This is a genomic window from Microbacterium sp. NPDC088619 (genome assembly GCF_044752825.1).
GTDB lineage: Bacteria > Actinomycetota > Actinomycetes > Actinomycetales > Microbacteriaceae > Microbacterium.
On sequence record NZ_JBIVLZ010000001.1, the window covers coordinates 1726040 to 1748238 of the forward strand.

The following is a 22199-nucleotide window of genomic DNA, read 5'->3' on the forward strand; positions in this document are numbered from 1 at the left end:
ATGGATGCCGAGAACACCCTTTCTCAGCATCCATCCGTTCTTTCGGCATGCATCTGTACCCGTCGACGCAGGGGCGGGTGCAAAATGCCGGTGCGGGATGCCGGTGCGGGATCCCCGTTCGGATGCGGATGCCGGCCGCGCCAGGCGCCGGAGAAGACGCGCCCCGGCACAGACGAAAAAAGGGCGCCGGAGCCGAAGCCCCGACGCCCCCACGAACGCGACTCAGAAGTCGAACTCGCCGATGTTGTCTGCGTTGAACTCGAACGGGTCGCCGAGCAGCACGACGCCGTCAGCGCCGACCGTGTACTCGCCGAGCTCGCCGGCCTCGAAGGTGTCCCCCTCTTCGCCGGTGATGTCGCCCTCGATCAGTGCCTTCGACGCGAATGCCGCCAGGTAGCCGAGGTCGGCCGGGTTCCAGAGTGCGAAGGCGGTGACGGTGCCGTCCTCGACGTACTCGCGCATCTGGTTCGGGGTGCCGAGACCGGTGATCGCGACCTTGCCCTTGTAGTCCGAGGTCGAGACGTAGCGAGCGGCAGCAGCGATGCCGACCGTGGTGGGCGAGATGATGCCCTTCAGGTTCGGGTGGCTCTGCAGAAGAGCTGCGGTCTTGTCGAACGACGTCTGGTCGTCGTCGTCACCGTAGACGGTCTCGACGATCGTGATGTCGGGGTACTCGCTGGCGACGTACTCCTTCATCAGGTCGATCCAGGCGTTCTGGTTGGTCGCGTTGGCCGATGCCGACAGGATCGCGACCTCGCCGGCTCCGCCGATCTGGTCGGCGATCAGGTCGACCTGCACCTTGGCGATGCCCTCGGAGTCGGCCTGGTTGATGAACAGGTCGCGGCACTCGGGGTTGGTGTCGGAGTCGAAGGTGACGACCTTGACACCCGCGTCACGCGCCTCGTTCAGGGCGTCGCAGATCGCCTTCGGGTCGTTGGCCGAGACGACCAGCGCGCCGACGGCCTGCTGCGTCGCGGTGTTGATGTAGCTGACCTGGGCGTCGGGGGTGGCCTCGGCCGGCCCGACCTCGGCGAACGTGCCACCGAACTCGTCGACGGCGGTCTTGCCGCCCTCGCTCGAGGTGTCGAAGTACGGGTTGCCGAGGTTCTTCGGCAGGAACGTGATCGACAGGTTGTCCGATCCGCCGCCCTCCCCCGAGCCCGAACCGGAGCCGCCGGAGCCGCCGCTGGTGTCGGCGCAGCCGGTCAGCACGAGCGCTGCGGCCACGGCGACCGCCGCGAACCCCGCGATCTTCTTACGTGCAAACATCTTTGTTCTTCCTTTCGTGATGATCACCGCTGGCGGGTGCCGACGATGTGAGGCTGCCTCATGGTGCGGGAGAGGCTGCTACGCGGAGTGGCGGACCGGCTTTCGCTCGCACGCGCTGCGCCCAGGCGAGGACGCTGGCTGCGACGACCGAGAAGATCAGCAGACCGCCGGTGATGATGTTGATGACGTCGGAGGTGACGCCCGCGAGGCGAAGGCTGCTGCCGAGCACCCCGATCAGGAGCACCGCTGCGACGACACCGTGCAGGTGCCCGCGACCGCCGAAGACCGAGACGCCGCCGAGCACCACCGCCGCGATCACCTGCAGCTCGAGCCCTGTGGCGTTGTCGCCTCGGGCGCTGCCGAACCGCAGCGTGTAGAAGATGCCCGCGAACGCGGCGACCACACCCGAGAGCACGAACAGGATGAACTTCGTCCGCTCCACGTTGACGCCCGAGAAGCGTGCGGCATCCTTCGACAGCCCGATCGCGAACACTCCGCGACCGAACGGGGTGAAGTGCAGCAGCACCGCGAACAGCACCAGCAGGATCAGGAACGGGATCACGATGTACGGGATCGTGGTGCCGGCGATCTTCGCCTTCGCGAGAGCGGTCCAGGTCTCGGGGAAGTCGGTGACGGCTGTGGTGCCGAGCAGGCCGACCGCGAGACCGCGGAAGAGCGCGAGCGTGCCGATCGTGACCGCGAGCGACGGGAGGCCGACCACCGTGACGAGGAAGCCGTTGAACGCGCCGCCCACCACGCCGACGAGCAGGGCGGCGAGGGCGGCGACCTCGAACGGAGCGCCGGATTCGGTGAGCACACCGGTCACGACACTGGCGAGACCGACCATGGATCCCACCGAGAGGTCGATCTCCCCGGTGATCATGACGAGCGTCATCGGCAGGGCGATCAACAGGATCGGCGCGACGTCGAGCAGCAGGTAGTTCGCCGTGATGGGCTGGGCGAATCCGCGGATCGTGACAGCCGCGACGATCGTCACCAGGACGAGCAGCGCGATGATCGCGAACTCGCGGTTGATGAAGATGCGCCGCCAGAGCGGACGGTCGTAGTCGCGGATGACGCGCGTCGACATGGTCGTCGTTGTCGTGGTCATGATTCGTCCCTCGCCTCGATGAGCTGGCGTCTCTGTCTGACCGCGAGCACCCGGTCGAGCACGATGGCCCCGATGATGAGCACACCGACGACGGCACGCTGCCAGAAGTCCGGGATGCCGAGAATGGGCAGGGCGCGGTTGATGGTCATCAGGAGCATCGCGCCGATGGCCGCGCCCCAGACCGTTCCGACGCCGCCGGTGATCGCGATGCCGCCGATGACGGCGGCACCGACCGCATCCAGCTCCCAGCCGCTGCCCGCCTGAGAACTGATGGATCCGTAGCGGGCGGCGTAGAAGACGCCGGCGAGACCTGCGAGTGCTCCCGAGAGGACGAACGCCGAGAGCACGCGGCGGGTGACCTTGAGGCCGTAGAGCTCTGCGGCAGACGGATCGGATCCGATCGCGTAGTACTCGCGGCCGCCGCGGATGTTGCGCAGATACCAGGCGGCGAGCGCGAGCACGATCACCGCGATGATCGTCAGCACCGGGATGAAGAGGACCTGCTGTGTGCCGAGCGCGAGGAAGCCCTTCGGCATGTCGGAGGCGTTGATCCGGTCGCTGCCAGTCCAGAGCACGTTTATGCCGCGGTAGGCATACAGCGTGCCGAGGGTGATCACCATGGCCGGCACCTTCGCGAACGCGACCAGCGCGCCGTTCACGAGGCCGAGGAACGCGCCGAGCAGCACGGCTGCGAGCACGACGACCACGATCGGGATGCCGGGCACGTCGACGAACAGGCGTCCGGTCAGGTAGGCCGTCAGGCCCATCACCGATCCGACCGACAGGTCGACGTTGCGCGTGATGATGACGATCGCCTGACCCACCGCGACGAGCATGAGGATCGACGGCGTCAGCAGCAGGTCGCGCCAGCCGTCGGAGCTGAAGAGGAAGGCGGGGTTCTTCACCGTGGCGGCGATCACGACGAGCACGAGCGCGGCGAGGATGCCGAACTCACGTGCACGGCCGATGCCGCCGGGCTTCTTCGCGATCGCCGGAGCGGCGGCCGCGGGTGCGGTGGTGGTGCTCATGAGTGCAGCTCCGATGAGTGGGTGGCGGCGAACATGACGTTCTCGCTGGTGGCGTCGTCGCGGGAGATCTCGGCGGTGATGCGGCCTTCGCGCATCACGAGCACGCGGTCGGCCATGCCGAGGACCTCGGGCAGCTCGGACGAGATCATGAGGATCCCCAGACCTTCGCCCGCGAGCTGCGAGAGCAGCCGGTGCACCTCGGACTTCGTGCCGACGTCGATGCCTCGGGTCGGCTCGTCGATGATCAGCACGCGCGGATCTGTCGCCAGCCACTTGGCCAGCACGACCTTCTGCTGGTTTCCTCCGGAGAGGGTGGATGCCACGGTGTCGAGCGCATGCGTCTTGACCTCGAGGCGGGAGGCCCACTCCTTGGCCGCGCGGTTCTCGATGCCGCTGGTGATCAGACCCCACTTCGACAGGCGCCGACGGATCGCGAGCGTGATGTTGCCTCCGACACCCGCATCGATCACGAGACCCTGCTTGCGGCGGTCTTCGGGCACGAGAGCGAGTCCGCTGCGCATCGCGGCGGTCGGATTGCGGCGGGCGACGGTCGCGCCGAGCATCCGCACCTCGCCCTCGTCGTACGGGTCGACGCCGAAGACGGCGCGGGCGACCTCGCTGCGGCCGGCTCCGACGAGACCGGCCAGTGCGACGATCTCGCCCGCTCGAACGGTGAACGAGATGTCGTGGAAGACCCCGGGGCGGGTGAGCCCCGCGACCTCGAGCAGGGGGTCGCCGACGACGGCCGCCTGCTTGGGGAACAGCTCGGTGACGTCGCGGCCGACCATCTGGCGCACGAGATCGTCGACCGTCGTCTCGGCGATGGCCGTGGTGTCGATGTAGGCGCCGTCGCGCATGACGGTGACGGTGTCGCACAGGTCGAACACCTCGTCGAAGCGGTGCGAGATGAAGAGGATCGCACGGCCCTCGTCACGGAGGCTCCGGGCGACCGCGAACAGACGGTCGACCTCGACGCCGCTGAGCGCGGCCGTCGGCTCGTCCATGATCAGCACACTCGCATCGAGCGAGATCGCCTTCGCGATCTCGATGATCTGCTGGTCGGCGATCGACAGCCCCTCGGTGATGCGATCGGGGTCCAGCGTCACGCCCAGGCGACGGAAGATCTGGTCGACCTCGGTGCGCATCGCCTTGCGGTCGATGCGGCCGAGGAAGCCGGTGGGCTGGCGCCCCATGAAGATGTTCTCGGTGACCGAGAGGTCGGGGAACAGCGTCGGCTCCTGGTAGATGACCGCGATGCCCGCGGCCTTCGACTGAGCCGTGCTGGTGAAGTCGACGTCCTCGCCGTGCAGGCGGAAGTCCCCCGAGTCACGGCGATAGAGACCGGCCATGATCTTCACGAGCGTCGACTTGCCGGCGCCGTTCTCGCCGATGAGGGCGTGGATCGAGCGGGGGCGGAGCGTCAGGCTGCCGGAGCGGAGTGCGACGACGGGGCCGAAGGACTTCACGACCCGATGCAGCTCGAGCGCGGTGGGGGGAGCGCTGCGGGCGGAGGCTGCGTCTACCACTGGCTTTCCTCTCCGTTGAGGGGGATGATGATCGGAATGAACTTTACCTGAATCGATTCAAGCTCGTTTCAGGCTAGTGTATGTGATGCCGGTCTCAGGTCAACCCCCGATGCCGAAGCGTGATCCGCCCGACGACGAGAGGACAGCCGAATGCCGATCAGCATCCGCGATGTCGCCGTCCGTGCGGGCGTCTCGGTGGGCACGGTCTCGAACGTCCTGAACCGTCCGGACGAGGTCTCGAGCGACTCAGTCGAACGCGTCACTCAGGCGATCGAAGAGCTCGGCTATGTGCGCAACGATGCAGCTCGCAAGCTCCGCGCCGGCGTGAGCACGACCGTCGGATTCGTCGTGCTCGACGGCCAGAACCCCTTCTACAACGACGTGGTGCGCGGCGCCGAAGATGAGGCGTCCAGCCACGGCATCGCGATCCTCTACGGCAACACCGACGACGACCCCTCTCGCGAGAAGGTCTATCTCGACCTCTTCCGCGAGCAGCAGGTGCGTGGTCTGCTCATCGCCCCCTACGGCGACGTCATGACGCAGCTGCGAAAGTTCCGGGCGAGCGGCATCGCCACGGTCCTCGTCGACCGGTTCAGCGCCGACAGCGGGTTCTCGTCGGTGTCGGTCGACAGCGTCGCGGGCGGGCGGCTCGCGGTCGAGCATCTGATCGAAGGAGGTCGACGGCGCATCGCCTTCGTCGGCGGCCCCTTCGACATGCGACAGGTCACCGACCGCCTCGCCGGAGCACGCGCCGCGGCGGAGAACGCCGCTGTGCATGTCGAGCTCGAAGTCGTGCCGACCTCGGCGATGACCGTCGAGGAGGGCGTCGCCGCCGGCACCAGGCTGCTCACCCGCCCTCGCCGCGAGTGGCCGGATGCTCTCTTCGCCGCCAACGACCTGCTCGCCCTCGGGCTGCTGCAGTCACTCGTGTCGGGTGGGCGCGTGCTCGTGCCCGACGAGATCGCACTGATCGGCTTCGACGACAACCCGTTCGCTGCGGCTGCCGCCGTGCCCCTGTCATCCATCCGCCAACCCAGCCGCATGATCGGCCGCACTGCGCTGCGCATCGTGCTCGAAGAGGCGGCCGACCCCGAGAGCATCCCCCGTCAGACCGTGTTCCCTCCCGAGCTGATCGTGCGCCGCTCGACCGGCGGCTGATCCGGAACCGCTTCTCGCCGGGCGTCCTCGGCGACTCACGCACATCTGCATGCCGAGAACACGGATGCATGCCGAGAACAGCCTTCCCGGCATGCATCCGCCATCTGAGCATGCATTCGGCGCCGGGCCCCTCGCTATGCCCCTCGATCAGGCCCCGTATGCCCTCGCGACCGGCCGACGCAGCCCCTCGTACTCGACCGAGGGCCAGCGGTCATCGGTCGTGAGCACTTCCCACCCGTCCGCTGTGCGCAGCATCGTGTCCTCGACCTTGGCGCCAGGCGCTGTCGGATTCCAGGCGAACGCCTGGTTCGCGACGAGCAGATCGGACGTGGATGCCGTGGCGCGGGGGTCGCGTCCGGCATAGCCGGTCGGCCCGCCCTGGTGGTGCCGCTGCCACTCATCCGCATCGAAGCCGAAGCGCGCGTACGCCGCGGTGCCCGCCGCGAAGGCGTCGTCGAGACGAGCGCCCGGCGCCGACGCGTCGAGGAACGCGCGCTCGACGCCGAGCAGCGGCTCCTCATCGACGGGAGCCCCTATCCACCTGGTCGCGTTGGCGATCAGCCCACCCCGGCGACCGCACACGACGACCATGGCCCGCTCTCCGAGCACGCCGGCGGTCGGAAGCGGATGCCGGAAGCCACCGCGCTGCGCACCGGCGACGAGCACCACGAGAGGATCGATCCCGCGGGCGATGAGCTCAGCGGCGATGAGGGCCGCGACGGCGCGCTCGGTCTGGGCGGGGTCGACCGGAGCGAGGACATCGGTCAGAGCCTCCGCTGTCTCGCGCCCCAGCGACCGATATCTCGCGCGCTCGGCCGGCAGCATCCGCGCCCGTGCCGCGCGCAGCTGCGCGGCGGCATCCGCTTCGGGAACCCCCGCGATCTCCGCCGCCGCGACGGCCGGTGAAATCCACCACGGCACCCGCACGACTCGCTCGGCGTCCTCAGGAAGCAGCTCCTCGGCGATCAGCCGGTCGGCTTCGTTGTCGGCCACGAAGAGCACATCTCCGTGCGCCTCCACCCGCACCGCGAGCACGGGAGGACCCGCGAGCGACACGTGGGTGCGCGCGCCCTCGAGGTACCACGACACGGACTCGTGCGAGGTGAGCACGAGCGGCGCTCCGCCGAGCTCCTGTCGCACCCGTGCGAGGCGATCCTGCTTCTCGATGCGGTCATCGGATGCTCCGGCCATGCGACTCTCCCTGTAGAACGTTTTCTCGTAGTATGACGACAGCCGCGACCGATCGCGGAACGGAGGGATGCTGATGGCACGCCGATCGTCACGCCCCGGCATCACCGACGTCGCGAAGCTCGCCGGCGTCTCACTCTCGACCGTGTCGCGCGCGATGAACGGAAACCCGTCGGTCGACTCCGCTCTCGCCGAACGAGTGCATGCCGCTGCGGCAGAGCTCGGCTACACCGCGAGCCCCCTCGCCCGCAGCCTGGTGCTCGGCCGCACGCAGACGGTCGCCGTCGTCATCCCGGATCTCGAGAACCCGACCTTCCAGGCGATTCTCCGAGGTCTCAGTCGCGCCGCCAACGCCGACGGATATCACGTGCTGGTCGCCGACTCGCGTGAAGACCTCGATGAGGAGCACGCACTCGCCAGGGCGACCAGGCTGCGCACCGACGGTGTGATCCTCTGCGCTCCGCGCATGCCCGAGGCGGAGCTCGCCCAGCTGCTCCCCGCACTCTCCCCCGCCGTCGCGATCAATCGCGGACCACAGTCCGACGCTCCCGTCGTCGGCGCCGACTACGGATCCGGCATGCGCGAGATCGTCGACCACCTCACCTCGCTCGGCCACCGTCGCCTGGTGTACCTCGCCGGCGCCACCCGCAGTGTGACCCATCGGGCCCGACAGGATGCGATCGCGGCAGCGGTCTCTGCCGTCGACGGGCTCGAGGTCGAGGAGATCTCCGCCGGTGTCGACTTCGACAGCGGCACTGCGGTGGCCGATCGGGTGCTCGCGAGCGGAGCCACTGCGGTGATCGCCTACAACGATCTCGTCGCGATGGGCCTGCTCTCCGCTCTGACGGTCCGACGGGTCGACCTGCCGCGGCAGCTGTCGATCACCGGCTTCGATGACATCCCGTTCGCCGCCTACACCTCGCCGCCGCTCACGACTGCCGCTGTTCCCGCAGTCGAGATCGGCGCGGCCGCGTGGGCCGCGATGCACGCCCAGCTCACGGGCGGCGATCCCACCCCGATACTCACTCTGACACCGAATCTCGTTGTGCGCGGCAGCACCGCGCCTCCGCACGAAAGCTGAGCACGCGCCCAGCGATTGCTCGGCATCGGCCCTGTGCTATCGTCGAGAAAACGTTTCCTGAGTTCGAGATCAAAGAAGGATCACGATGACGAAGACCCGCTACGCCCTCGTCGGCGCCGGAGCCCGTGCGCAGATGTACGTCGAGGGGATCATCGGCCCGCACCGCGATCGCGCGGAGCTCGTGGCGATCATCGAGCCGAATCCCGTCAGGGCCGCGCACTACGCCGACCGCATCGCCGAGGTCGGTGCACCGGCGCCCAGACTCGCCGCCCCCGACGAGCTCGAGCAGGTCATCCGCGACGAGCACGTCGCCCGGGTCATCATCTGCTCCCGCGACGACCTGCACGCCGAGCTGATCGTCCGCTCGCTCGAAGCGGGTGCCGATGTCGTGGTCGAGAAGCCGCTGACGATCGACGCGGCGAGCGCCGCCCGCATCGAAGCCGCCGTCGAGCGCACGGGGCGCCAGGTCGTGCTGACCTTCAACTACCGCTACTCCCCTCGCAACAGCGCGCTGCGCCAGGTGATCCAGGACGGCACGATCGGGCAGGTCACCTCGGTGGACTTCTCGTGGATGCTCGACACGAACCACGGCGCCGACTACTTCCGTCGCTGGCACCGCGAGAAGAAGAACTCGGGTGGACTGCTGGTCCACAAGTCGAGCCACCACTTCGATCTGGTCAACTGGTGGATCCGCTCGCAGCCGACGCGCGTCTTCGCCTCGGGCGGCTTGCGCTTCTACGGCGCCGACAACGCTCAGAGCCGCGGCCTGGGCGTGCGCCCCGCCCGCGGCACGCACGACGGCGGCGACCTGTTCGAACTCGACCTCCGCACCGACGAGCGCCTCACCGCGCTCTACCTCGATGCTGAACAGCACGACGGATACCGGCGCGACCTCGACGTCTTCAGCGAGGGAATCACGATCGAAGACAATCTGGCCCTCGTCGTCGACTACGCCTCGGGCGCGACGATGTCGTACTCGCTGAACGCGCACTCGCCGTGGGAGGGCTACCGCGTCGCGGTCAACGGCACGCTCGGCCGGGTCGAGCTCGAGGTCGTCGAACGCGGCGCCGTGCTCGCCGGCGACGGCCTGCACCCGCACATCGACCCCAGCCTCTCGGGTGCCGACGGAATCAGCTCGCTGCGCCCCGAGAGCGAGCGGCTGATCGTGCAGCGCCACTGGGAGGCCGCATACGAGGTGCCGATCGACGGCGGCGACGGCGGTCACGGCGGCGGCGATGAACTGCTGCTCTCCGACGTCTTCGAGGGCCCGGGCGATGATCCGCTCGCCCGCCCCGCCGACTGGACCGACGGCATCCGCTCGATCGCGGTGGGCATCGCCGGCAATCGCTCACTCGAGACAGGGCTCCCTGTGAAGGTCGACGAGCTCGGGATCGCCCTGCTCGCACGCCGATGAGGATCGTCGTCACCGGCGGTTCCGGCAGGCTCGGGCGCACGCTCGTGACCGGCCTCGCGGATGCCGGGCACGAGCTCGTCTCGATCGACCGCGAGGCGACCGACGACCTCGCACGCCCCGGGATCACGCAGTTCTCCCTCGATCTGACGGATGCGGATGCCACGGCCTCGGCGCTCGCGGGCACGGATGCCGACGCGCTGATCCACCTCGCGGCGATCGCGGTGCCGTTCAGCGCGCCGGAGGATGTCATCCTCCGCACCAACGCCGCTCTCGCGCAGTCGGTGCTCGGCGGAGCGGTGCGCGCAGGCATCCACCGTGTGGTCGCAGCCTCCAGTCCCACCGTCATCGGCTACGGAGCACCACGCGGCTGGACTCCCGAGCGACTGCCTCTCGATGAGACGTCGCCCACCGAGCCCTGGAACGCCTACGCCCTGTCGAAGCTGCTGATCGAGCAGACGGTCGACATGCTGAGGAGACAGACCGGCGACGATGTGCGCTTCGCGTCCTTCCGCCCCTGCTACGTGATCGCCCCCGAGGAATGGGCCGGCGCTCCGACCCAGCAGGGTCACACGGTGATCGAGCGCCTCGACGACCCGGCATTGTCGGCCCCCGCGCTCTTCAACTACGTCGACGCCCGCGACGTGGCCGCTTTCGCCGTCACGCTGCTCGCCGCCCTGGACGACATCCCGAACGGCGAGCGGTTCTTCGTCGGCGCTGACGATGCGCTGGCCCGTCGCCCCCTGAGCGAGCTGCTGCCGCGGTTCCACCCCGGCACCGCGCGGGCGGCGGCCGAACTCACCGGCGATGCGCCCGCCTTCTCCTCCGCCAAGGCGGCCCGGCTGCTCGGCTGGCGCCCCACCCGCACCTGGCGCGCAGAGCTCGCCGCCGCATCCGCCCCCGGCAAGGCCTTCCCGCGGTGACCACCATCCGCAGGCTGACGACGCGCCTGCAGCGAGTCTCGCTGACGCGTCCGTGGGCGGCCGACGTGACTTCCGTCGGCGTCGTCGCGACCCACGTCGTGCGCTCCGACGGCGCCGAGGGGTGGGGGTTCTCGTGGACCCCGCAGATCGGTGCGCCCGCCGTGCACGCGCTGCTCGAGCACGACATCGCTGACGCCGCCGAGGGCCGTTCCGCTGTTCCCGGCGAATCCTGGCAAGGTCTGTGGGAGCACCTGCACGAAGCCGGAGGCGGGGGGATCACGACGATCGCGCTGGCCGGACTCGATCTTGCCCTGTGGGATGCCGAGGCCCGATCGACGGGCCTCTCGCTGTCAGGGCTGATCGGCCGCCGTCGCGAGCGAGTTCGCGCCTACGGCTCGGGTGTGAACCTGCACTACTCGCTCGACGAGCTCCTCGCCCAGGTGCAGCGGTGGATCGACTCGGGCTTCGGCGCCGTGAAGATCAAGGTCGGAAGGCCCGATCTCGCAGAAGACCTCGATCGCGTCGCCGCCGTGCGCGAGCTGCTGGGCCCTGATCGGGGGCTGATGATCGACGCGAACCAGCGGTGGGATCTGGAGCGGGCGACAGCATCCGTCGAGGCCCTGTCGCGCTTCGACCTCGCCTGGATCGAAGAGCCGCTGCGCGCCGACGACCTCGACGGCCACACGGAACTCGCGCGACGTATCGACGTGCCGATCGCGCTCGGCGAGAACCTGCACACGGTGCACCGCTTCGGCGACTTCCTGCGCGCGGGAGCAGCGCAGATCGTGCAGCCCAACATCGTGCGGGTCGGCGGCATCACCCCGTTCCTGCGCATCGCCGAACTCGCCGCATCTCACGGCGCAGCGCTGCATCCGCATCTGCTGCCGGAGCTCTCGGGGCAGCTCGCGCTGACTCTGGCCGACACCGCTCACGAGATCCTGGTGGAAGACGTCGAGGATGCCGGGTTCGGAGCGCTGGGCGCCTTGGTCGATCCGTCGCCGGTGACGATCAGCGACGGCTGGCTCACCGAGACCGCACACGATGGTCTCGGCATCCGATTCTCGCCTCTGCTCGACTCGCCCCGCTCCGACGCCCCGAGTCCCGCATAGGAGCGCCCCCTCCTGATCTCATGCTCCGCCGTGTGATCGCTGCGGCCGATCACCGAACGCCAGAGCGCCCTCTCCGTCGCAGGACGGGGAGGGCGCTTAGGCGTTCGGAGAACGTCAGGTCAGGCGTTCGGCAGCACTCCGGCGTTGGCCCCCTCGAGCAGCTGCTCGACCTGCTCGTGCGTGACCTCGATGCCGGGGAAGCCGATCAGTCGGCCGATCGGGAACGACGCCATCATCTTCTGCATCGCCTCATCGTTCGGCATCATCGAGGCGGCCGACGAGTCGGCTCCGGTGAGCTCTCCCATGAAGCCCCCGAGGGCGCCCATGATGATGGGCCCTGCCACGGGATGAGCGACCACGTCGCCGATCGACGAGTTCATGGTCAGGGGCAGCGAGACAGCGTCGCCCTCGACCTCGACAGTCGACGACGAGCGGATGTCCCGGCTCGATGCCGCGACCTCGACGGTGTACTCGCCGCTCTCGACGATCCAGCGGTCGACGCGCACGTCCCAGTAGGCGAGGTCTGCGCGACGCACGACCAGCTCGACCGTGCGGGTCTCACCGGCAGCGAGAGCGACCGACGAGAACGCCTTGAGCTCGCGCGGCGCGCGCTGCACTGCAGACGCGACGGGAGCGACGTACACCTGCACGATCTCCCTGCCGTCGCGCGTGCCGGTGTTGGTGATGTCGACGTGCACGACGATGTCGCCGTTCTCGCTCGCCTCGACGGAGGCCTCGCCGTAAGAGAACGTCGTGTACGACAGGCCGTGCCCGAACGGGTAGGTGACCTCGAGGTTCTTCGCGTCGTACCAGCGATAGCCCACCAGCACGCCCTCGCCGTAGCGGACGTGTCCGAACTCACCCGGGAAGTTGCCGAACGAGGGGTTGTCCTCGAGCCGCACCGGAACGGTCTCGGTGAGCTTGCCCGACGGGTTCACGGTGCCGTACAGCACATCGGCGACAGCGCCGCCGCCTGCCTGGCCGAGCAGCCAGGTCTCGACGATCGCGGGCACCCGGCCTGCGAACGGCAGCGCCACGACGCCACCGTTCGAGAGCACGACCACGGTCGTCGGGTTCGCCTCGATCACGGCATCGAGCACCGCCAGCTGGTCGGCGGGAAGATCGATGTGCTCGCGGTCGAAGCCCTCCGACTCCTCTGCGGCGGGAAGGCCGAGGAAGACGACGGCCACGTCCGCTGCCGAGGCTGCAGCCGCGGCCTCCTCGCGCAGGTCGTCGTCGGAGCGACCGGATGCCGCGACGGCGCCGCCCTCGACCGAGAAGCCGGCCGCGTAGGTGACGTCGTCTCCCCCGACGACTCGCAGCTCGTCGAGCGCATTGTCGACACGGGTCGGGTTGATCAGCGACGACCCTGCGCCCTGGAAGCGCGGTTCGGTGGCGAATGCGCCGATGACCGCGATCTTCTGTCCCGCTGCGAGCGGCAGCACATCGCCGTCGTTCTTCAGCAGCACGATCGAGCGTCCGGCAGCTTCCCGCGCGAGCGCGTGGTGCGCGTCGACGTCGAGCGGGCCTGAGACGGCCGGGCGCCGCTGCGCCTTGCGGACGAGGTCGATCGCGCGGTCCGCCGCGGTGTCGAGCACGCTCTCCGCGAGCTCACCCGCGCGCACGGCGGCCACGAGCTGAGCATCCGTCCGTCCGCCGGACGAGGGCATCTCGAGATCGAGGCCTGCCGCGACGCCCGCCACACGGTCGTTCACCGCACCCCAGTCCGAGACGACCACACCGTCGAAACCCCAGTCGTCGCGCAGCACCTGAGTGAGCAGCCACGGGTCCTCCGAGGCGTAGACACCGTTGATGCGGTTGTACGAGCACATGACAGTCCAGGGCTGGGCGTCGGTGATGACGCGCTCGAAGCCACGCAGGTAGATCTCGTGCAGCGGTCGAGGGTCGACGTCGGAGCTCGCGCGCATGCGATCGAACTCCTGGTTGTTCGCCGCGAAGTGCTTGAGCGAGGTGCCGACCCCCTGAGACTGCACGCCGCGCACCGAAGCCGCGCCCAGGATTCCGGAGACGATCGGATCTTCGGAGAAGTACTCGAAGTTGCGTCCGCACAGCGGGGAGCGCTTGATGTTGATGCCGGGGCCCAGGACGATGGCGACGTCTTCGATGGCCGCTTCGACGCCGATGGCTGCGCCGACCCGCTCGATGATCTCGGGGTCGAACGACGAGCCGATGCCGACGGCGGGCGGGAAGCAGGTCGCGGGCACGCTGCTCGAGAGACCGAGGTGATCGGTGCCTCCCGCCTGCTTGCGCAGCCCGTGCGGGCCGTCGGTCATCATGATCGACGGCAGACCGACGCGATCGATGGCCTTCGTCGTCCAGAAGTCGGCCCCGCTCGTGAGCGATGCCTTCTCCTCCAGGGTGAGGTCGGATGCCGATGTATCGGTCATGGTGTTCCTTTCGCGGCGACAGCGGTGTCTTGCGAAAACTATATGCCAGTAAGTATTGGATTTCAAACGTTGTTCAGGATTACTCTCGGAGGATGGCACGACGAGGTTCATACGCGAAGGGCGTCGCCAGGCGCGAAGAGATCCTCGAGAGCGCTCTCGATGTGATCGGCCGCAAGGGCTACCAGAACGCGTCGCTCAAGCAGATCGCCGAGCTGGTCGGCGTCACCCCGGCTGCGCTCCTGCACTACTTCGGCAGCAAGGAGGAGCTCTTCACCGAGGTGCTGCGCAAGCGCGACGAACATGACGGCATGATGCCGCAGACGATGGATCCGTCCGACGGCAAGTCCGCGTTCATCGACGTCATCCGCCACAACACCGAGGTCCCGGGTGTCGTCGAGCTGTTCTCCCGCCTGTCCGTCGACGCCGTCGACCCCGCGCATCCGGCCCATCAGTACTTCCTCGAGCGCAGCGAACGGCTCCGCGAGAGCATCACCGTCAGCTTCGCCCACGACGAGGCACACCGAGCGACGCTCGATCCGGACACAATGGCGCGGGTGATCCAGGCGGTCGCCGACGGGTTGCAGCTGCAGTGGATGATCGACCGCTCGGTCGACATGCCGGGCATCATCGGCGCCCTCATGGACGTGCTCTACCCGCCGGCCGATCAGCCGGAGACACCCACCCGCTGAATGCGAAGAACCGCCCTCACCCGGCTGGCAGGAGGGGCGGTTCGTCGAGACGGATCATGCCGTCAGTGCGCGAACGTCAGCGCACGTTTCCGTTCGAGCAGGTCTGCTGTGCGGCCGAGTTGCCCTTGATCGAGTCCGGCAGCGCCACCACGTTCTCGGGCGTGACCGCAGGGTCGGGCGTCGCACCGGCGTCGACAGGCGTCTGCGGTCCCGGATCCGTCACGACGACTCCGTCGTTCTCGGTGTTCTGGTGCGTGACCTGCAGCTGGGCGTTCTCGTTGATCGCGGTCCACATCGCTTCGGCGGACTCCTTGTCCGGCACGACGCGGTTGGGGTCGGCCGGGTCCGCGAATGTCGGGTACTGCAGGAAGACGATGTCCTCGAACGGCACGGACTTCACCGCGAGCGCGATCTGCACGATCTTCATCGGGTCGGCGAGCGAGGTGCTCGCCTCGACGTTGTCGAGACCGGTGGTCGCGAGTTTCAGCATCATCGGGACGTTGCCGAGCGTCTCGCCGCTGATCAGCGTGCGAGCCAGGCTCGACATGTACTGCTGCTGGTTGCCGATGCGTCCGAGGTCGCTGCCGTCTCCGACCCCGTGACGGGTGCGAAGGAACTGCAGAGCCGTGATTCCCTCGATCACGTGGTTTCCGGCCGCGAGGTCGAGTCCCGTGTAGCGGTCCTTGATCGGCGAGGCGAGGCACACCTCGACGCCGCCGATCGCATTCGTGATCTCGATCACGCCGCCGAACGTGACGGACGCCGCGAACTGGATCTCCTGACCGGTGAGGTCGGAGACGGTCTTCGCGACGCAGTTGAGTCCGCCGTCGGTGTACGCGGTGTTGATCTGCTGCTTGCTCATCGCCGAGTGCACGTCGCCCTCGGCGTCCTCGCACTCGGGGATCGGGACCATCATGTCTCGGGGCAGGCTGACGACGGTGATGCGGCGGGGCTCCTCCGACACATGCAGGAGAAGGTTCACGTCGTTGAGCGTGCCTTCGGAGTCGGCGCCGGTGCAGCGCTCTCCGAAGTACTGCGCGTAGGCCTCTTCGCACGTGTCGACACCGGTGAGGAGCATATTGAATCCGCCCTCGTACTCGCTGATGTCCGGCGGGAGCTGCTCAGTGCTGTCCAGCTCGACCGCGTTGGCCGAGACCGTGCTGGAGAGGTCGTAGACGATGTACGAGACGACGCCGAACCCGCTCACCAGGACGACGGCGAGGCCGATCGCGATGAACGTCAGAAGCTGGCTGACGGGGCCTGGCGAGTGGAGCTGCCCGTGTCGTGCGATGGTACGACGTCGTCGGGTGTGAGGACTCACTCGGGACCTTTCGGTTCAGCGTGCGGTGCGGGGGGACACCGTTCCCTGGAATGCGGAGGGTGTGGGATTCGAACCCACGAGACATCTCTGCCCACTGGTTTTCAAGACCAGCTCCATCGGCCACTCGGACAACCCTCCCGACAGACGAATCTGCCGACAAGCCGTGAGTCTAGCCGAGTTCTATTCTCTCGCGCTGACCTGGGCGGCCGCTGGAAGCGTGTTCAGAGCCATCGCGAGGCCGCCGTCCTCGACGTCGCCGGTCACCTCACCCGCGGCATCCTTGACCTCCGAGGGCGCCTGCCCCATGGCGACGGCCCGGCCGTCGAGCCCCAGCGCCCACCCGAACATGCCGATGTCGTTGCGACCGTCGCCGGCCACGAAGACCTGTCCGCGCTCGAAGCCCAGCTCGGTGCGCACACGCTCGAGCGCCGTGCCCTTGTCGACGCCCTGCGGCGCGATGTCGAGCCACGCGGTCCAGCCGATCGCGTACGAGACCTCGTTGAGCCCTGCGTCGGCGACGAGGCGGTGGAAGTCCTCCTCATCGTGCCCCGGCGACACGACGACGACACGGGAGACGGGCTCGGCGACCAGCTCCTCGAAGCCGACCTGTCGTCCGCCGTCGAGCGTCCAGTCGTCGAGATGCTCGGTGTAGAGCCGCAGTCCGGAGCCGAGCTCGACCATGTACCGAGCCTCAGGAAGGCGGTCGCGCAGGAGAGCGAGCACGGGAGACGGATCGAACGTCTCGATGTGCCACCGCTCCCACTCGTCACCCACCCGACGCATCGTCACCGCTCCGTTCGAGCACACCACGAACTGCGGGGTCAGCTCGAGCTGCTCGACCCAGCGACGCGTGGCCATCCAGCTGCGCCCGGTGGCGATCGTCACCTCATGACCGGCGTCCCGCAGCCGTGCGACAGCCTCGGGCACACCGGGGCTCATCGTCTCGTCCTGCAGGATGATCGTGCCGTCGACGTCGAGACCGACGAGCCAGGGGGCCGTCACGCGGTCGGCTCCAGAACCTCGAGTCCACCGAGGTAGGGCCGCAGCACCTCCGGCACGCGCACAGAACCGTCGGCCTGCTGATGCGTCTCGAGCAGAGCGACGATCCAGCGGGTCGTCGCGAGCGTGCCGTTGAGCGTCGCCACGGGCTGCGTCTTCGCGGTCTGGCCCTCATGCACCTCTGGACGGTGCCGAATGTCGAGACGACGCGCCTGATACGTCGTGCAGTTCGAGGTCGAGGTGAGCTCGCGGAAAGCGCCCTGCGTCGGCACCCACGCCTCGATGTCGTACTTGCGCGCTGCGCTGGAGCCGAGGTCGCCCGCGGCGACGTCGATCACGCGATAGGCGAGGCCGAGCGAGGTGAGCATCTCCTCCTGCAGCGCGACGAGCCGCAGGTGCTCCGCCTCGGCATCCTCCGGGTTCGTGTAGACGAACATCTCGAGCTTGTTGAACTGGTGCACCCGGATGATGCCGCGGGTGTCCTTGCCATGCGAACCCGCCTCGCGGCGATAGCAGGTCGACCAGCCGGCGTAGCGCAGCGCGCCCTTGCCCAGGTCGAGGATCTCGTCCTTGTGGTACCCGGCGAGCGCGACCTCGCTGGTGCCCACGAGGTACAGGTCATCGTCCTTGTCGAGGTGATAGACCTCGTCTGCGTGCTCGCCGAGGAATCCGGTGCCCTGCATGATCTCGGGCCGCACCAGGGTGGGCGTGATCAGCGGGATGAAGTCGTTCTGCAGGGCCTTGTCGAGCGCGAGGTTCATGAGCGCGATCTCGAGACGAGCCCCGATGCCCCGCAGGAAGTAGAAGCGAGCGCCAGACACCTTCGCGCCGCGCTCCATGTCGATCGCGCCGAGGATCTCGCCGAGCTCGAGGTGGTCGCGGGGTTCGAAGTCGAACGCGGGCACCTCGCCGACTCGGCGCAGCTCGACGAAGTCGGCCTCGCCTCCGGCGGGGACGCCGTCGATCACGACGTTCTCGATGCGTGCGAGAGCAGCGGCCAGCGTCTCGGCGGCCTCGTTGGCGGCCTGCTGCGCCTGCTTGACGCGCTCGGCGAGGTCCTTGACCTGCGCGACGAGCGCCGCCTTCTCCTCCTTGGGGGCCTTCGCGACCTGCTTGCCGAACGCGTTCTGCTCGGCCCTCAGCTCTTCGAACGCGGCGAGCGCCGCCCGACGCGATCGGTCGGCCTCGAGCGCGGTGTCGACGGTGCCCTGGTCGTTGCCACGGGCGGCCTGAGAGCGGCGGACGATCTCCGGATTTTCGCGGAGGAGTGCGAGGTCGATCATCCACCAAGTCTATGGTGCGGCCCGGGCGCGTCCGCCGCGACCGAGCGGGTCGACTGCCGGGTTAGAGTAGCGCCATGACCACGAGCGCCACCGGCCGACGCCAGGCAGCGCTCATCTACAACCCGATCAAAGTCGACGAGAAGCATCTGCGGGCCAGAGTCCGCGCCCTCTCGAGCGAGGCCGGGTGGGAGCATCCGGCCTTCTACCCGACCACGATCGAAGACCCCGGCCAGGGGGCGACGGCTCAGGCCCTCGCCCGAGAGGTGGATGTCGTGCTCGTGGCCGGCGGAGACGGCACGGTGCGCGCCGTCTCCGAAGCCATCGCGAACACCGGGGTGCCACTCGCGATCCTGCCGAGCGGCACCGGAAACCTGCTGGCGCGCAATCTGGCGCTCCCGCTCGCCGATCCCGACGAGATGATCCGCGCGGCGCTGGGCGAGTTCCGCCACGCGATCGACATCGGCTGGGCGCGACTCACGAGAGAGAACGGCGAGCACGAAGAGCATGCGTACGTCGTTCTCGCCGGGGTCGGGCTGGATGCCGACATGATCGCCAACACCCGCGCCGATCTGAAGAAGTCTGTCGGGTGGATCGCCTACGTCGACGGAGCCGCGAGGTCGCTCGTGGGCGCCGAGCCCTTCCGCTCCGTGTTCCAGGTCGATGACGGACGCCTGCACTCGACCAAGGTGCACAGCATCCTGTTCGCCAACTGCGGCACTCTGCCGGCGGGCATCTCTCTGATCCCCGACGCCTCCATCACCGACGGCGTCCTCGATATCGCCGTGATCCAGCCCACCGGCATGTGGGGCTGGCTCGGGGTCTGGCGCAAGATCTGGTGGGACAACTCGGTGCTGCGGCGATCGCGCGCGGGACGCCGGGTGCTCGAACGTCGGGGCAGGGACGCCTCGGTGCACTACTTCCGCGGAGCCGCCGCCGAGGCCGCCGTGACGTCGCCCACGCCGATCGAGCTCGACGGCGACGAGTTCGGGACCGCCGTGCGCATCACCTGCCGCGTGGACCCCGGAGCGCTCCTGCTCGCCCTTCCCGCCGACCATCCGATCGCATCGTTCTGATCCTCGCCGGACCGGCCTGCTCCGGACCGCTCGGATCCAGTGTCAGCCCCGCACCTCGACCGTGCCGTCGAGGCCGCCGCCGCCGAGTGTGAGGGTGAACGCGTCATCGTCTACGGCGTCCTCGCCGAACTCGAGGATCGTCGCGCGCGGCGCCATGTCCATAGTGCAGACCTGGTCTTCGTCCGTCGCGAAGGTGGCAGTGCCCGAGGAGCCCGAGCCTTCGAGGTTCTCGACCACGGGTGCGCATGTCGAGGAGCCCCAGGTGAGCAGCACCAGTGAACCGTCATCGAACCAGCCGGCGGTCGGCGCGTACTCGGTCGACGAGCCGGGGGCGCCGGTGAATGAAGGGTCGCCGTCGAGATCGACGTCGTCGACGACATCGCCGTACGTCACCTGCAGGGTGATCTCCTTCGTCGGGTCGACACCTTCCGGCAGCGCGCCGACGCTCGCGCGGGACGCCAGGTCGGCCGTGCATGCCTTCTCGCCGTCCCCGTCGGACTCCGGCTCGACGAGTGTCACCGAGACGGTCTGTCCTTCGGCCGACACCGTGTCGACCTGCGGCACACAGGTGGAGGATCCCCAGGTCACAACGGCGAACATGCGGCCGTCGTCGAGCAGCGTGCCTTCGACGTCATCCGAGTCGTCGGTGCTCTGACCCGGCCCGCTCGAGGGGTTCGAGGTCGCCTGCGACCCGGTGGCCCCGGGACCGATCGTGCACCCCGCGATGAGCAGCACGGCGGCCAGGGACGAGAGTGCGGCGATGACACGCGATGGGGATTCCATGCACACAGGGTACCGGCAGCGATGTCCGAGGGCACCCCCGTCTTGCCGCCCTACTGCAGCGCAGAGGTGAGGCGCGCGAGGTTGTCGAGGACGGTCGAGCGCAGAGGCTGCTGCATCCACTCTTCGAGAGTCAGCTCCCTGCTGAGCGAGCGGTAGACGTCTTCGACCGCGCGCATCTCGGAGACGAATTCCTCGCCCCGCACCAGCATCGACACCTCGAGGTTGAGACCGAACGATCGCATGTCCATGTTGCTCGAGCCGATCACGGCGACCTGGTCGTCGATCGTGAGGCTCTTCGTGTGCAGGATGTAGGGCTTGCGGTACATCCAGATCCGCACCCCGGCCTTGAGCAGCGCCTCGTAATAGCTGCGCTGCGCGTGATAGACCATCGCCTGGTCTCCCTCTTCGGAGACGAACAGCTCGACGACGACGCCGCGGTCGACGGCTGCGGTGACGGCGAGCAGCAGCGCTTCATCCGGCACGAAGTACGGACTGACGATCATGATCTTCTCTTTGGCCGCGTAGAGCAGCCCGAGGAAGAGACGCAGGTTGTTCTCGACCTCGAACCCGGGCCCCGACGGCACGACCTGACAGTCGAGATCTCCTGATCCCGTCTCGGCGTGCGAGATGTCGATCTCCTGCAGCACCTCGTCGGTCTCGCTGTACCAGTCGCTGAGGAAGATCGCGTTCACGCTCAGCACGACGGGCCCGTCGATTCGGACCATGAGGTCGACCCAGTGCAGACCGCGCTTGATGTTCTTGGGGAGGTTGTAGGTCGAGTCCGTGACGTTCTGCGAGCCGAGGAACGCGACCTTGCCGTCGACGACGAGCAGCTTGCGGTGGTTGCGCAGATCGGGCCGCTGCATGCGTCCCTTCAGCGGCTGCACCGGAAGCATCAGATGCCAGTTCGCACCCATCCGATTGAGCCGCTTGACGGTCTGCCGATACTTCGGCTTCCATCTGTTCGCCCAGTGGTCGAGCAGCACGCGGACGTGGACGCCGCGCTCTGCGACCTCCTCCATCGCTCGGAAGAAGTTGTCCGTCGATGCATCGGCCTGGAGGATGTAGAACTCGATGTGGACGTAGTCCTCGGCCTTGCGGATCTCGTCGGCCATCGCGTCGAGCGAATCCTGATAGTCCGCTATCAGATGCGCGCCGTTGTCTCCCGAGATCGGCAGCGCGCCGAGCCTGTGGTTCATCTCGACGAGCGGGGGGAACCAGCTCGGGGCATCCGGTCGCAGGGTGCCGAAGTGCAGGTGCTCGCTCGTCTCGGCGATGTACTCGTTGATCTGATCCTGCTTGCGGCGTCGGGCGCGCGGCAGGCGCGGGTTTCCGATGAGCAGGAAGAGGAACACGCCGATGAACGGGATGAAGAAGACCGCGAGCAGCCAGGCCATCGCCGCAGTGGGTCGCCGGTTGCGCGGGATCACGATGATCGCGGTGATGCGGATCGTCAGGTCGAGGGCGATCAGGAACGCCGCGGTCCACCAGGCCCAGATCTCGGGCGTCATACCTCGTCCTCTCGGCCGGTCGGCACTTCGACGCGAGGCGCTTCAGTGGGCACCGAAGACGGTGCGCTGGCTACACAGTAGCCGATGGTGCCGACGCCGCTCAGGAGCGCGGCGGCAGACCGCGCGCGGCCCGCTCCTCGGCCTCGATCCGTGCGTGCACCTTGCGTTCGGTGCGATCGAACCGCAGGATTCCGCGGAGCACGAAGAAGAACACGACGCTCACCCCGATGGTCGGGATGATCGACCATGCGGCTGCGAGCCAGAAGTTCTCCATGGCTCCATGGTACGCGACCCACTACTCCTCCACACTCGGGGACCCCGAGCGGAT

General features: G+C 68.2%; 19 protein-coding genes and 1 tRNA gene. 7 read left to right on the forward strand and 13 right to left on the reverse strand.

Annotated features, from left to right (window positions below; translation table 11 throughout):
• Positions 1-222: 222 nt before the first annotated feature.
• From rhaS to ACIP5T_RS08540, 4 genes are read right to left on the reverse strand one after another with little or no spacing between them, the layout of a single operon-like run.
• Positions 223-1269: a rhamnose ABC transporter substrate-binding protein gene (gene rhaS, locus ACIP5T_RS08525; RefSeq protein ID WP_400862295.1), complete on the reverse strand. Its 1047-nt coding sequence runs from the start codon at positions 1267-1269 to the stop codon at positions 223-225.
• Positions 1270-1327: 58 nt separating this feature from the next.
• Positions 1328-2380 (reverse strand): ABC transporter permease, encoded by a 1053-nt coding sequence (locus ACIP5T_RS08530; protein ID WP_400862297.1) that lies wholly within the window; start codon positions 2378-2380, stop codon positions 1328-1330.
• Positions 2377-3408: an ABC transporter permease gene (locus tag ACIP5T_RS08535; RefSeq protein WP_400862299.1), complete on the reverse strand. Its 1032-nt coding sequence runs from the start codon at positions 3406-3408 to the stop codon at positions 2377-2379. Before ACIP5T_RS08535 ends, ACIP5T_RS08530 begins: the two co-directional genes overlap by 4 nt.
• Complete coding sequence (locus ACIP5T_RS08540) at positions 3405-4934, reverse strand: sugar ABC transporter ATP-binding protein (RefSeq protein ID WP_400862301.1); 1530 nt, start codon at positions 4932-4934, stop codon at positions 3405-3407. Before ACIP5T_RS08540 ends, ACIP5T_RS08535 begins: the two co-directional genes overlap by 4 nt.
• Before the next feature lie 150 nt (positions 4935-5084).
• Here ACIP5T_RS08540 and ACIP5T_RS08545 point away from each other — a divergent pair, with 150 nt between their 5' ends.
• Positions 5085-6092, forward strand: a complete 1008-nt coding sequence (locus ACIP5T_RS08545) for a LacI family DNA-binding transcriptional regulator (RefSeq protein WP_400862303.1) — start codon at positions 5085-5087, stop codon at positions 6090-6092.
• A gap of 147 nt (positions 6093-6239) precedes the next feature.
• On the opposite strand, the gene ACIP5T_RS08550 is transcribed toward ACIP5T_RS08545, so the two are convergent.
• Positions 6240-7283 carry a M24 family metallopeptidase gene (locus ACIP5T_RS08550; protein WP_400862305.1) on the reverse strand — a complete coding sequence of 348 codons (1044 nt, stop codon included), beginning with the start codon at positions 7281-7283 and terminating at the stop codon, positions 6240-6242.
• A 73-nt stretch (positions 7284-7356) separates the two neighbouring features.
• On the opposite strand from ACIP5T_RS08550, the gene ACIP5T_RS08555 reads away from it, so the two are divergent.
• The 4 genes from ACIP5T_RS08555 to ACIP5T_RS08570 all read left to right on the forward strand — a co-directional run bounded on the left by ACIP5T_RS08555 (position 7357) and on the right by ACIP5T_RS08570 (position 11804).
• A complete protein-coding gene (locus tag ACIP5T_RS08555; RefSeq protein WP_400862307.1) occupies positions 7357-8361 on the forward strand; it encodes a LacI family DNA-binding transcriptional regulator in 1005 nt (334 codons plus the stop codon).
• Between the two features lie 85 nt (positions 8362-8446).
• Positions 8447-9775, forward strand: coding sequence for a Gfo/Idh/MocA family protein (locus tag ACIP5T_RS08560; RefSeq protein ID WP_400862309.1), 1329 nt, complete (start codon positions 8447-8449; stop codon positions 9773-9775).
• Positions 9772-10695, forward strand: a complete 924-nt coding sequence (locus ACIP5T_RS08565; RefSeq protein ID WP_400862311.1) for an NAD-dependent epimerase/dehydratase family protein — start codon at positions 9772-9774, stop codon at positions 10693-10695. Before ACIP5T_RS08560 ends, ACIP5T_RS08565 begins: the two co-directional genes overlap by 4 nt.
• Entirely contained in the window at positions 10692-11804 is a 1113-nt protein-coding gene (locus ACIP5T_RS08570) for a mandelate racemase/muconate lactonizing enzyme family protein (RefSeq protein WP_400862312.1), read from the forward strand. Before ACIP5T_RS08565 ends, ACIP5T_RS08570 begins: the two co-directional genes overlap by 4 nt.
• A 119-nt stretch (positions 11805-11923) precedes the next feature.
• On the opposite strand, the gene ACIP5T_RS08575 is transcribed toward ACIP5T_RS08570, so the two are convergent.
• Positions 11924-14212: a glycoside hydrolase family 3 C-terminal domain-containing protein gene (locus ACIP5T_RS08575; RefSeq protein ID WP_400862314.1), complete on the reverse strand. Its 2289-nt coding sequence runs from the start codon at positions 14210-14212 to the stop codon at positions 11924-11926.
• 92 nt (positions 14213-14304) lie between these two features.
• Between ACIP5T_RS08575 and ACIP5T_RS08580 the strand changes: the two genes are divergently transcribed.
• On the forward strand, positions 14305-14901 hold the full coding sequence (locus ACIP5T_RS08580; RefSeq protein WP_400862315.1) for a TetR/AcrR family transcriptional regulator: 597 nt from the start codon (positions 14305-14307) through the stop codon (positions 14899-14901).
• Positions 14902-14977: 76 nt separating this feature from the next.
• Here the strand turns inward: ACIP5T_RS08580 and ACIP5T_RS08585 are convergent, their stop codons facing one another.
• From ACIP5T_RS08585 to serS, 4 genes are all read right to left on the reverse strand, one after another.
• On the reverse strand, positions 14978-16222 hold the full coding sequence (locus ACIP5T_RS08585) for an LCP family protein (protein ID WP_400862317.1): 1245 nt from the start codon (positions 16220-16222) through the stop codon (positions 14978-14980).
• 53 nt (positions 16223-16275) lie between these two features.
• A tRNA-Ser gene (locus ACIP5T_RS08590) sits at positions 16276-16360 on the reverse strand.
• Between the two features lie 42 nt (positions 16361-16402).
• Positions 16403-17224: an HAD family hydrolase gene (locus tag ACIP5T_RS08595; protein WP_400862319.1), complete on the reverse strand. Its 822-nt coding sequence runs from the start codon at positions 17222-17224 to the stop codon at positions 16403-16405.
• Positions 17221-18504 carry a serine--tRNA ligase gene (gene serS, locus ACIP5T_RS08600; RefSeq protein ID WP_400862321.1) on the reverse strand — a complete coding sequence of 428 codons (1284 nt, stop codon included), beginning with the start codon at positions 18502-18504 and terminating at the stop codon, positions 17221-17223. Before serS ends, ACIP5T_RS08595 begins: the two co-directional genes overlap by 4 nt.
• A 74-nt stretch (positions 18505-18578) precedes the next feature.
• Here serS and ACIP5T_RS08605 point away from each other — a divergent pair, with 74 nt between their 5' ends.
• Positions 18579-19577: a diacylglycerol/lipid kinase family protein gene (locus ACIP5T_RS08605; RefSeq protein WP_400862323.1), complete on the forward strand. Its 999-nt coding sequence runs from the start codon at positions 18579-18581 to the stop codon at positions 19575-19577.
• Positions 19578-19619: 42 nt separating this feature from the next.
• On the opposite strand, the gene ACIP5T_RS08610 is transcribed toward ACIP5T_RS08605, so the two are convergent.
• From ACIP5T_RS08610 to ACIP5T_RS08620, 3 genes are all read right to left on the reverse strand, one after another.
• Positions 19620-20360, reverse strand: coding sequence for a hypothetical protein (locus ACIP5T_RS08610; RefSeq protein ID WP_400862325.1), 741 nt, complete (start codon positions 20358-20360; stop codon positions 19620-19622).
• Positions 20361-20410: 50 nt separating this feature from the next.
• Complete coding sequence (cls, locus tag ACIP5T_RS08615) at positions 20411-21871, reverse strand: cardiolipin synthase (RefSeq protein ID WP_400862327.1); 1461 nt, start codon at positions 21869-21871, stop codon at positions 20411-20413.
• A 100-nt stretch (positions 21872-21971) separates the two neighbouring features.
• Entirely contained in the window at positions 21972-22145 is a 174-nt protein-coding gene (locus ACIP5T_RS08620) for a hypothetical protein (protein ID WP_164481682.1), read from the reverse strand.
• Positions 22146-22199 lie beyond the last annotated feature (54 nt).

Bases quoted from the DNA above. Each gene is read 5' to 3' on its own strand.
- ACIP5T_RS08605 (WP_400862323.1), top strand. From the start codon at position 18,579: ATGACCACGAGCGCCACCGGCCGACGCCAGGCAGCGCTCATCTACAAC.
- rhaS (WP_400862295.1), bottom strand. From the start codon at position 1,269: ATGTTTGCACGTAAGAAGATCGCGGGGTTCGCGGCGGTCGCCGTGGCC.
- ACIP5T_RS08610 (WP_400862325.1), bottom strand. From the start codon at position 20,360: ATGGAATCCCCATCGCGTGTCATCGCCGCACTCTCGTCCCTGGCCGCC.
- ACIP5T_RS08555 (WP_400862307.1), top strand. From the start codon at position 7,357: ATGGCACGCCGATCGTCACGCCCCGGCATCACCGACGTCGCGAAGCTC.
- ACIP5T_RS08620 (WP_164481682.1), bottom strand. From the start codon at position 22,145: ATGGAGAACTTCTGGCTCGCAGCCGCATGGTCGATCATCCCGACCATC.
- cls (WP_400862327.1), bottom strand. From the start codon at position 21,871: ATGACGCCCGAGATCTGGGCCTGGTGGACCGCGGCGTTCCTGATCGCC.
- ACIP5T_RS08550 (WP_400862305.1), bottom strand. From the start codon at position 7,283: ATGGCCGGAGCATCCGATGACCGCATCGAGAAGCAGGATCGCCTCGCA.
- ACIP5T_RS08565 (WP_400862311.1), top strand. From the start codon at position 9,772: ATGAGGATCGTCGTCACCGGCGGTTCCGGCAGGCTCGGGCGCACGCTC.
- serS (WP_400862321.1), bottom strand. From the start codon at position 18,504: ATGATCGACCTCGCACTCCTCCGCGAAAATCCGGAGATCGTCCGCCGC.
- ACIP5T_RS08545 (WP_400862303.1), top strand. From the start codon at position 5,085: ATGCCGATCAGCATCCGCGATGTCGCCGTCCGTGCGGGCGTCTCGGTG.
- ACIP5T_RS08580 (WP_400862315.1), top strand. From the start codon at position 14,305: ATGGCACGACGAGGTTCATACGCGAAGGGCGTCGCCAGGCGCGAAGAG.
- ACIP5T_RS08575 (WP_400862314.1), bottom strand. From the start codon at position 14,212: ATGACCGATACATCGGCATCCGACCTCACCCTGGAGGAGAAGGCATCG.
- ACIP5T_RS08535 (WP_400862299.1), bottom strand. From the start codon at position 3,408: ATGAGCACCACCACCGCACCCGCGGCCGCCGCTCCGGCGATCGCGAAG.
- ACIP5T_RS08560 (WP_400862309.1), top strand. From the start codon at position 8,447: ATGACGAAGACCCGCTACGCCCTCGTCGGCGCCGGAGCCCGTGCGCAG.
- ACIP5T_RS08530 (WP_400862297.1), bottom strand. From the start codon at position 2,380: ATGACCACGACAACGACGACCATGTCGACGCGCGTCATCCGCGACTAC.